The 10,888-nt window shown below is 41.9% G+C and carries 9 protein-coding genes; 1 reads left to right on the plus strand and 8 read right to left on the minus strand.

Annotated elements, in window-relative coordinates:
* Nucleotides 1-11 precede the first annotated feature (11 nt).
* Complete coding sequence (locus VM640_RS09200) at nt 12-437, minus strand: hypothetical protein (protein ID WP_325391470.1); 426 nt, start codon at nt 435-437, stop codon at nt 12-14.
* A 373-nt stretch (nt 438-810) separates the two neighbouring features.
* Nucleotides 811-1,770 carry a G1 family glutamic endopeptidase gene (locus VM640_RS09205; RefSeq protein WP_325391472.1) on the minus strand — a complete coding sequence of 320 codons (960 nt, stop codon included), beginning with the start codon at nt 1,768-1,770 and terminating at the stop codon, nt 811-813.
* Nucleotides 1,771-2,118: 348 nt separating this feature from the next.
* Here VM640_RS09205 and VM640_RS09210 point away from each other — a divergent pair, with 348 nt between their 5' ends.
* The gene (locus tag VM640_RS09210; RefSeq protein ID WP_325391474.1) at nt 2,119-2,649 is read left to right on the plus strand and encodes a hypothetical protein; all 531 of its coding nucleotides are present in this window, start codon (nt 2,119-2,121) and stop codon (nt 2,647-2,649) included.
* Nucleotides 2,650-2,725: 76 nt separating this feature from the next.
* On the opposite strand, the gene VM640_RS09215 is transcribed toward VM640_RS09210, so the two are convergent.
* The 6 genes from VM640_RS09215 to VM640_RS09240 form a co-directional block, all read right to left on the minus strand.
* The gene (locus VM640_RS09215; protein ID WP_325391476.1) at nt 2,726-3,052 is read right to left on the minus strand and encodes a FlxA-like family protein; all 327 of its coding nucleotides are present in this window, start codon (nt 3,050-3,052) and stop codon (nt 2,726-2,728) included.
* Between the two features lie 309 nt (nt 3,053-3,361).
* The gene (locus tag VM640_RS09220; RefSeq protein ID WP_325391478.1) at nt 3,362-4,357 is read right to left on the minus strand and encodes a type II TA system antitoxin MqsA family protein; all 996 of its coding nucleotides are present in this window, start codon (nt 4,355-4,357) and stop codon (nt 3,362-3,364) included.
* Nucleotides 4,358-4,375: 18 nt separating this feature from the next.
* Nucleotides 4,376-4,711: a type II toxin-antitoxin system MqsR family toxin gene (locus tag VM640_RS09225; RefSeq protein ID WP_325391480.1), complete on the minus strand. Its 336-nt coding sequence runs from the start codon at nt 4,709-4,711 to the stop codon at nt 4,376-4,378.
* Between the two features lie 481 nt (nt 4,712-5,192).
* Nucleotides 5,193-6,908, minus strand: a complete 1,716-nt coding sequence (locus VM640_RS09230; protein ID WP_325391482.1) for a cell wall-binding repeat-containing protein — start codon at nt 6,906-6,908, stop codon at nt 5,193-5,195.
* 30 nt (nt 6,909-6,938) lie between these two features.
* Entirely contained in the window at nt 6,939-9,065 is a 2,127-nt protein-coding gene (locus VM640_RS09235; protein ID WP_325391484.1) for a cell wall-binding repeat-containing protein, read from the minus strand.
* Nucleotides 9,066-9,097: 32 nt separating this feature from the next.
* A partial coding sequence (locus VM640_RS09240; RefSeq protein WP_325391486.1) for a cell wall-binding repeat-containing protein occupies nt 9,098-10,888 on the minus strand: 1,791 nt, incomplete at its 5' end.

The following is a 10,888-nucleotide window of genomic DNA, read 5'->3' on the forward strand; positions in this document are numbered from 1 at the left end:
GATCAAGCGATCTATTTAAACAGATATTTTAATGGTTTATTTCTTTTATGAAAAGAGACCACTATCGTAAAGTCATCTCCTCTTCTTGTCTGGGTCCTATTAATTTTAATATATATATCAACAGATTCTAAAGTGCCCCAGTAATCTAAATCTTGACACTTACAGAATATGTACAATTTCTCATATGCAAACTCTTCTTTCTCATTATCAACGGCGTAACAAAAATCATCATATTGAATCCCTAATAATATTTCTTTTTCCTTTTTTGTATTAATTCTATAGTCTTCAATAAAATCTATGTTTTCTTGTCTATTCGGATTTTGAGAAATAATATACTTTCCCTCGAATATTGCTTTTCTAAACTTATCAAGGTACTCTTTTATATCAGCAGAAGTAAGATCTGTATATTTGTTTATTTCTCTTTCGTTAGAGCTCAAATTTTAGTCACTCCCCTTCTTCTATTATACTTAAATCATACATTGAATATACCAAAAACACAATATAAATTGTATTATCTGATACAATTTATATCATATGTGTATTATCATCATTCTGTGCAAATGCTAAAATAAAGTTTTTAATTGATGAACGCATCATTTCGAATATTTATCGTATCTTCTGATATAAACCTTTTTTGTTTATGATTCTTACCAAACTCGACACAAAAAAGGAGCTTCTCAGTAGATTACTTTTTCGAAGCTCCTTTTTTCCCAGTATAAATTCAAATCATAATAATACAGAATTCGGTGAACCGTTGCTTCATCTAAATGGGCGACAACAAAAATTCGATTTGTAATTCGACTGTTTTGCTTACCAAGCCCAACTCCATTGGAAGTGGAAGTGTCTTCGGTTATTCGGTATTCTACCCTGATTAGAATTAGGATTATGACCCTTCACTGATGGAGAGCTGTTGTTGTTATTCGTCGCTATCACCGTTGTCGAGAAGGATTCGCCATCATTACCCAGGGTTGATGGAGCAATCAGGACATTACCGTTCTTCGAAACCATCGCAACAGGGTTAACCTTATTGTCTGAGGAGTTCAAAGGCTGACCCTCGACAAGCGCCGAATTATAAGTTACGGTACCCATATCGGCTAAGGGATAGAGTTGACTCTTTTGGTTAGAAGGATCTTCACTAATCCATTCGGCCGATGTTCCAATTTTTTGAGTATAGGAGGAATCTAAGGTAACCGGGATCGTTTGCGTTTGTGTCTCCCCTTCCGGTGTTTTTACCGTATATGTAAGATTCCACGATGAACTCGACCCCTCTGCTTCGGATATACCGGCGTTAATGGTTGAACCGATGGGTACCGTGATAACGCTTTGGGCGACATCAGGCAACTTTTCCCAAAATATTTCAGCAACCGCCTGACCGTTCTCCATTTGTTCGATGGTACCCATTTGGAGAAGATCAGTTGTTAATACCCCGCCTAAACCAATCCACTGCGCAGCCAAGGCATTGGTTTGACTTGCTGTTATATTAGGAACTGTCCAGCTCCCCGAAATGCTGGTATAATCGTTATTCGACGTGGGGGTAGCGATGTAACCCGCCCAATTTTCAGATGACTCCGTATGGGCTGGAAGGCTTACCGTGTCAGTGGTACCTTGTTGGCTTTGCACGTTGGGCGCGGAATGCCCCTGGATGTTATATCCGGCTAAAACATACGCATCATTGGTGGCCTGGTTCAAGGGAACTCCTGGAATGAGAGTGGAAGCTCCTAAGGCGACAGCTAAAGCTACAATTTCTATCTTTCTTATTAAATTTTTCATGAAAGTTAATTACGCTCCTCTCTAAAAACTGCATGGGAAAATTATAGCTAAATTATACCCTATACGATTTATAGTTACCTGAGAATTAGCTGAATGTAATGAACAAATTTTAAGCGATTACTAAGCGGGGACTCAGCTATGATTCAGAAATGACTCTTACAATGAGTTTAACTGATACCGGTAGAAATGGTGACCATACTTTAGAGATAAGCGCGGTTTCAGTGAAAAAACAGGGTGTAAGGGAGGTCGATCACATGAGTTGTGTTTCCTCATGAGCTACCTACATAGTCCAACTACAAGCCACCATCAATTACTTTAGGTATTCGGATATCAGGAGGAAGAATAGTTATGTTTAAAAAAGAAGGTAAGCCCAAACCCGTAGCTTTAATCGGCGTATTACTGCTGCTCGTTGTCGTCATCGCAACAGGTTGTAGCTCCCAACAAACATCTTCAGGAACACAAAATCAAAGTCAAACGACTCAAGCCAATCAAGGGCAACGCCAGTCGAATCCTGCGGTTAAAGCAACTAGGGATATTACCCGACTCCAACAAAACACGCAGACGGTCTTTACCAGTGATCAAGTAAGTCAACTGAAACCCCTTCTCCAAGCGTTGATTGATACGTCTAATCCGACCAGCGATTTTCTCCAAGCAAAAGCCGATTCCATTACCGCTATTTTCACCGAGCAACAAAAGACGGCTCTCACGCAAAAGCCAAGTGGTAATAAACCACAGCAGAATGCCTCCTCAAACTCTAGCTCATCCCAAAGCAATACTGACTCTGCCAATAGCACAAACTCGACCAAAGGGAGTGCCCCGTCGAATAACTTAGAACCCAAGACGATTTATCAACAAGCGTTGGATGCTCTCAGCAAATAATATCCAATTGAAAATCTCTCGTTGAAAACAATACAACCCTCGCAAATCATCTGATTACGAGGGTTGTATTGTTGGTTTACGCAAGATAATTGATATTCCCCTTCTTCTTAGCTAAGGCTGTTTGTTCCTGGGTACTCTTTTGGTCAGTTGACTGTTGTAGATTGCTGTCATTTTGACTTCCTTGTTGCGTTTGCTGGACCTGAGCCTGTAGTTGTGCTATTTGAGATTGTAGTAATTGAACCTTCGCCTGCTTTATTTTAGTGTCATCCTTACTTTGATTCTCTGCCTTTATTTGTTGCTGTAGTTTTCTAATTTGGTTTTCCAGCTGATTTACATCGCTAGAATTACCCGTTGAATTGGTAAAGCTGGAATTGCCTACCGAAGAGATCGACTGAACACTCACCCGAATCACCTCCTTCCATTTCACTTTTTTGCGTTTTATTTCCCAAGTCTTCATTAATATTGAAACCATTTATTACCAAAAAAGATTGTACGAGCCCTTTTATTTAAGAGACAGGAAGTTATATAATAAGGTAAAGGACGATTTATGAAAGGGGGAATGAATGTGGAGGCCACACAACGAGTCAAGACAGATTCGGCTAGCGAAGAATACAGCGTGGTATCTTTTTATTTTATCACAATTACAGACGCTATCAATTGGTAAGCCCTTGAAAGGTACCTCTCCTCAAGTGAAATATGCCTCCCCTCTAAATTAATTCAACGTCAAGGAATCCGCATAACTAAATGGAATGATCTGTTTTTGTTCAGTTTCTACATAACCTTTTTCTTTATGTGAAAAATCCGATATACGTGTTGCCGTAAAGTCTTTGAAATAATTTGCTACAGTTAAAATTACATCTAGCTCCTCATCTGTAAATAGCTCTTTATCGCATTCACCAATAGGTATAATTATTTCACCTTCATAGGGGCCATCATAGGGCTTTACATCAATAGCTCCAACCGTTTGAAGTGCCCAATAAATTAAATCATGATGCGCGGGTACTGGCCCAAAATGATGATGAATAAAGGCAAGTCCAGTAATCGGATAACCATAACGTTTAACATTAAGGTTATCCGCATAATAAAGAAGTTTTTGAAGCTTTGTCTTAACCAAATCATGATTATATTGAGCAAAAAGTTGAACCATAGCCGTCAGTTTGTCAAAATCAAATTCTACATTCGTTATACCGGTGTTATAGAAATGAGCAAATATTTTGTTCAAATATTCAACGGGTCCCTGATCAGGAAGTTCCGTCTTATTGATAATTGCTTGAATTCTTTCACAATCTCTTTCCTTCAGCTTATGGCCATTAAGATCAAAGAGGTACTTGAGATAAGAAGGATCATTCTTTAAACGGAGTAATTGCTCATGGTGAGCAGCACTTGGAATTGCTCCCCCCTCATAACGCACCAGTGTCGCCTGACTCCATCCCAAAAGCGTGGCCACGGTTCTTCCGGAACCTATGGACTCACGAATTTGCTTAATCTCAATGGCGAAGAGAAAATTATGTTTTCTCCGGTAGGCTTCATATACCCGTTCAAGATTTGCGGTATCTAATTCTTCATCGAAGAGTTCTTCTCCGCAAATCGTACATACGCGAATATCAGAAATTGTCTCAAACTCTTCCCCTCGAACAGGAAGAGTCTCTCTCTTACTGATAACTTGTGTTTCTTGCTCACTTTGGCAACAATCACAATATTTTTTCATAGAAAATCCTCCTTACTTTTATCTAAAAGGAAACGTTTTGGGGCCATTTGACGGATGAAAGCTGACGCAGACACAACCTCGTACATCTATCTTAAGCTTTATATAAGCTTCCTGCGTGTCTATATCTTTAATGAACTCCCAAACCTCCCCAGGTTTATCGTTATCCTTTAACGGGCCTCGATCATAATCCGTATAATTAAGCTTTAGAATTTCTTGTTTAGCTTGAGAAATGGTTAAACCAAAAACAGCTATACCCAGTAGGTTCTTCCTTCTAGGGATAAAGTCCCATTTCCCTTTTCTAATGAGGCCCTTAACCTCTTGAAGGAACTGAACAACTTCTTCTTTTGAAATCATCTATATTTATCCCCTCCTCATTTATTATACCCGATAATGCTATCGATTAGTAGCAATTTATATTAATATTTAACAATTACTGAAATGAGAACAAAGATGAAAAATATGCACTAAAAAAGAGAGAGCCTACGTAGCCGATTGAATAGTCTCCAAAGGATAAGGAAAATTCCGCTTTTATAGGTAAGCGGTAATTTGACGCTTACGATTTATCAACAAGCGTTGGATGCTCTCAACAAATAATATCCTCTTGAACATAATACAGCCCTCACAATCCTAGTATTGTAAGGGCTGTATTATGTAAGCTGTCTTCGTATACGTCGTCCCTGACGATAGGCTGCTATCGTAGAAATAGGGATTACTTACCGATGTTATCAAGGTATACGTTCCTGAACTGGAAGTTGCTCTATAGACATTATAGTAGGTGGCATTACGACTGTATTCCACGTCAGGTAAATCTACCAGTAATGAGCTAACTCATAAATTACTTGGTAAATAATTTGCTTATGACATCGTCACTTACAGCGCCTTGAAGTCCAAATACATAAACATTGTTAGTTTGCGTCAGAAATTGAGCTGCATATTGAGTGGTTACAGCTTGTAGATTATTATTATCCACAAGAACTATCGTGGAGGACAAGGTTGCTGCAAGGGCTGAACCCGAAAGAGCATCAGGAAAATCTGTTCCTGTAGCTACACATATTTTCGACAAATCGAGTTTACTTTCAAATCTTTTGATGATATTAATATTTCTTTCATATTCATTACTGCCAACGATTCGCTCTGAATTGGGAAGCTTATTGCCAACAGTATTGCTTATCAAATCTGTATTTCCTAATATATACGTTTTACTAAAATTTCTTTGGCTGATAAATGAATCTATAGCATCAGGGGATACATCTTTATCTGTTAAGAGGATGGGAATTCCCATTTTTGCAGCAATCGAAGAAGCGGATAAGGCATCTGACCAGTCATAGCCGTTAGCCACCATTAGTTCTCCTGATGTAACACCTAATTTTTCAGCTATGGCAGCTGAAGTCCCATATCTATCGTTCCCTTCAAGTCTTTCTGTGCTGATTCCCATATTTTTAAGTTGATTTTCAATATCCTGAGACACAACACCAGTACCACCGCATATAAATATTTGAGTTGGGTTTAATCGTTTGATTTCATCTAAGGTAACTTGAGGTAATGTTGAATCTGTAAGTAAAATGGGGGCATTGTATTTTTTGGCTAAAGGAGCTGCACTTAAGGCATCAGGATAATTATTCCCTGTTGCTAGTACTGCATAAGCTGACCCGTTTGCCCAACCATATTCTGCAATTTTAGCTGAAGTTTCATATCTGTTTGCACCGCCAAGTCTTGTCGTATTTGTACCACTCGCTGTTACAGTAACATTACAAGTTGCACTACAGGAACCATCGGAAGCAATTGCTGTAATAACTGCACTTCCTAAACTTTCTCCTGTAATTACTCCTCCAGATACAGAAACTATGCCGGGACTTGAGGATAGCCACATTAAATAGGCATTGGAAGGAAGCGAGGGCGATACACTAGCTATTAAGGTATCTACACCTCCAACGGCTAAAGTATCTGAAGTTTTACTTAAAGTGACAGAGGCCGGGGAATTATTAACCGTCACCGTACACGTGACGCTGTTCGAGCCATCCGCAGCTGTTGCTGTAATAACTGCCGTCCCAACGCTTTGGGCCATTAATACGCCATTAAATACTTGCACGACATTCGTATCTGAGGATGTCCAAGTTACAGCTTGACTTGGTGAAATTGTTGCTGTTAACGTATCTGTAGATCCAACGGTCAAAACATCAGTCGTTTTATTTAAACTCATCACTGAATCCGGTTTTTTGACAATGACGAGACACGTTGCATATTTACTGCTCTCAGTCGTATTAAAGGCAGTAATATAGGCCGTTCCTTCACCAAGTGCCATGACAAGTCCGTTAAATACCTTCGCCACAGCAGGATTTGATGATATCCAGGTTATATTTTGATTGGTTGCATCTGAGGGAAGTACAGTAGCTGTTAAAGTATCTGTTTGGCCAATGGTCAGCACATCTGAACTTTTACTTAGGCTTACTGATGTAGAAGCTACTGTATCTGCCAATACCGGTATATTCATGGATAGAAGTGAAAAAATCAGGATAAAACATATAAAGGGAATTGAATATCTTTTTTTCATTAAAAATCCTCCTTCTATTTCTAAATATTCTTAGTGAGAGGTTATTGCATACACAATGTTCGAATAATTGCTGGGCCCCGTACTGTTCACCGCCTGCACTTTATAATAATACGTCACTCCTGAAGACAAGCTGCTATCAGTGTAATAAGGAAAAGCAATCGAAGCAATGTTAGTGTAAGTTCCGGAATACGAAGTTGACCGGTAAATATTATAGTAGGTAGCCTGACTCACAGAATTCCAAGACAGGAATATCTGGTTGGCATTCAGACCTGTTGCCACAACATTGGTCGGTATGGCCAGGGCACTGTCTTCTAGCAAAGCCGTGGCCGCAACAACGGTTGAATAAGGACCCGTTCCCGTTGTGTTGGCTGCCTGCACTTTGTAATAATAAGTCTTCCCTGACGTTACACTGTCATCCGCAAAATAAGGGGAATTGACGGAAGAAATGATCGTGTAGACTCCTGAATCAGCAGTTGTTCTGTAGACATTATAGGAGACTGCATTCATCACGGTATCCCAGGTCAGATCGATCTCACGGGTACTCAAAGAAGTCGCAGCAAGATTGCTAGGCGTCCCCAGAACAGTAGAAGCGGATTGAGTCGTCGCGTAAACAATATTGGAGTAGGCACCTGAACTTGTCGAGTTTACGGCCTGCACTTTATAGTAATATGTAGTTCCTGACGACAGGTTGGGATCCGTATAATAAGGTGTGTTCACCGTGGCAATTTGGGTGTAGGTTCCAGTATAGGTTGTTGCCCTTGAAATACTATAGGAAGTTGCGCTGCTGACAGAATTCCATGCGAGGGAGATCTGGCTGGAACTGAGAGGAGTCGCGACAACATTGGTTGGAACAAGGTAACCACTGTTGTCCGTTCCGTTGGCTGGAGCAAGACTCGTTAATAAACGATCGGACACAGCACCGGTACCGCCAAAAGCGATGACCTTCTTAACGACAGACGAATTATCCTGAATGAATTGGGTTGTGGCTGAGTCCAAAGGATCACCGACGAGAATAACCGGGGACTTGCTTAACGCTGCTAAAGCTGCACCCGACAAAGCATCCGGAAAAGCTTCTCCGGTTGCGATATAGCAGGTACTCAAATCAAGATCACTGGCAAACGCTTTGATGATCTCAATATTAGCATCATAGCGATTTGTCCCGCTCAACCGTTGGGGTGAGGGCAGCTGCCCGAAGACAGTATCGCTGATAACCCCAGCATCTCCTAAAACATATGTCTTTTGCGCGGTTTTATTTAGGAGATCTTTGAGACTTTTCGATATATTGTCTTGTGGAGTGAGGAGAATCGGCATTCCTTTTTGGGCTGCAAAGGGTGCAATCGACAAGACATCTGGGAAATCCTCGCCTGTAGCAACGACAGCTTCCTCAAAATTGCCCATGGCCTTAGCGACCTGCAAAGACGTTTCATAGCGATCTTGACCCGCCAGCCGCGTTACCTCAATTCCTAAGGCTTGAATATCTTGGGCCACCTTCGGCGTGAGAACCCCTTCCCCGCCAATGATCATGACTTTTTTTACATTCAGGCGGACAAGTTCATTTTTCGCAGCATCCTCTAACCGAGCGCTAGACGTAAGCAAGATAGGAGCATTATACTTTGAAGCTAAAGGAGCAGCGCATAAGGCATCTGGAAAATTCTCGCCGCTGGCTAAGATTGCATAGTAGGAAGTATTCCAACCGGATTGGGCAATGGCTGCGGAAGTCTTATAGCGATCTTCACCAGCAAGGCGATTCTTCTGAATTTGTGACGAGCTGCCCGCCGTAGAGGAGGAAGCTAACGTCGTTGCCCCAGCTTCAGCGGAATAGGAACTGGCACCAGCACTGTTGATGGCTTGGACTTTATAATAGTAGGGAGTGGCTGGTGATAAGCCTGTATTACTATAACTTGTGGTCGTTACAGCACCTATGTAAGTGTAGGTCCCGGAGAAGGAATCTGCTCGATAGAGATAATACTGAGTTGCCTCGTTCACCGAGTCCCAGGACAGATTAATTTGATCAGTACTGATCACCGTCGCCCTCAATCCTGTAGGGGCTGAGGGTGTACCAAAAGCATAGGTCGTTTTGGGCATCAGCATCGTCAAAACCAATAAACAAAGTAAAAGTGTCATCATCTTGTAATGGAGTTTACTGTGCTTACTCATCGTTAGCGCCTCCCTTTCGAACTCAATAAGGTTTAGGACCCGTAGATGAAATCTTTTTGAGTTAACTGATCATAATACAAGCGAGTCGGACTATAGTCCTGTGAAGCATTTCCTTTTAAATAGAGTGTATTCAGTCGTGTTAAGCTTCTGAGGGGTGATAAATCCAGAATAACATTATAGCTGATATCCAGGGAAGTGAGTGTCGTAAGACTTTTCAAGGAGGTAATCTGCTCCAACTTATTACTGGCTAAATTAAGCGACTTCAGGTTAGTCAGCTTCTGCAGCGGAGCAAGGCTTGCCCCCTTTAAAGACCCATTATTGCTTAAATCTAAGGAGGTTAAATTCGTAAACGCTTCCAAACCGGTCAAATCTGTGATGCCCGAACCTTTGGCCTCAAAGGAAGTTATATTTAAAACATCACTCCGATAGATCGGTTGGGGAGAAGATTGCCGACCCAGTTCAAATCTAACGGCCCACTCCAATCTCGAATCTTTGAAGATAATCGCCGCATCCTCTGACACCTTGAGTGTAAAACTCGACTTGAGACTCGTTCCCTCCACTGCTCCTTGGAACGTATAGCTTCCTACTTTATTTAAGATACTTACCGACGGGCTTGTACTCCACGTAACGGGAAAGGTCTGGACGCTATTATCACTCATCGTCACCAGCACAGTATCCGGTAAGCTATAGCTGCTGCCCTGAAGGACTTCGGCTGTTAATGTATCGGCCTTACTGGGAATCGGCTCAACAATCAAGGTTAGCTCCACTGAACCATTATAGCCGCTGAGTGTCCCGCTATAATGATAGGTACCCGCTTTTTGCGTCGATACCGTCGCCAAATTCCAGTTCACCGGTACCTCTTCCCAATTGCCTTGGCTTGTTTGGACACTGACTGTCTTGGGCAGATTATAGGTCTGCTTCTCTTGAACCTTCACGGTTATATTGTCGACTGCTGAGATACGAGCAGGCAGGGCTGTTAATTCATATTCGGTGGCAGCAGAAATCGCTCCTTCTCCTCCGAAAATCGTGAATTGGCCGATCACCTTTGTGGCCAGATAACTTTGCACTGAGGACGGTATCTGATTGCCCTTCACTAAGACTAAACCATTTTTATTCTGCTGTGCGAGCGCTGCGGCAGACAAAACATCGGGGAAATTCTCTCCTGTCGCCACATAGAGTGTATCTTGATTCAAGGTATTCCCAAAGTACTTAAGGAGAGCAACGTTGCGTTCATACGCATCAGCTCCATCGATACGCTCGGGTGCTGAAAACTGATTCTGAATATTCATGGGGATCTCTGCATCTCCACCGACAAGGACTGACCTCTTCAATTTGGCTTTTGCCAAATAGGTTTTCTCATTTTGGGTGAGATCATCATTCGGGACAAGCAGGATAGGCATCCCTTGCCCTGCTGCAATGGGGGCAACGGATAAAGCATCCGCAAAATTCATACCTGAGGTCACAAAAACCCCCTGCGTCGTGCCCACCACTTTAGCGACCTCTAAAGCCGTATCATAGCGATCCTGCCCAGCCAGACGAGTGGAAGTGATCCCAATCAACGATAATTGACTTTCAACACTGCTGGGAATAACTCCAGTACCACCCACAATATAAACTTTTTTTGTATTTAAGCGTTTCAATTCACTGGCTGTCTCAGGACTTAATCCAGAGGGACCAACAAGCAGGAGCGGTGCCTGATATTTACCCGCCAGCGGCGCAGCACTCAAAGCATCCGGATAATTCTCTCCGGTCGTTAGGACCGCCGTAGTGGCACCCTGAGGCCAACCACTTTGACTCACCGCGACCGCCGTCAAATAGCGATC

Source organism: Desulfitobacterium sp. (assembly GCF_035539115.1).
Lineage (GTDB): Bacteria > Bacillota > Desulfitobacteriia > Desulfitobacteriales > Desulfitobacteriaceae > Desulfitobacterium_A.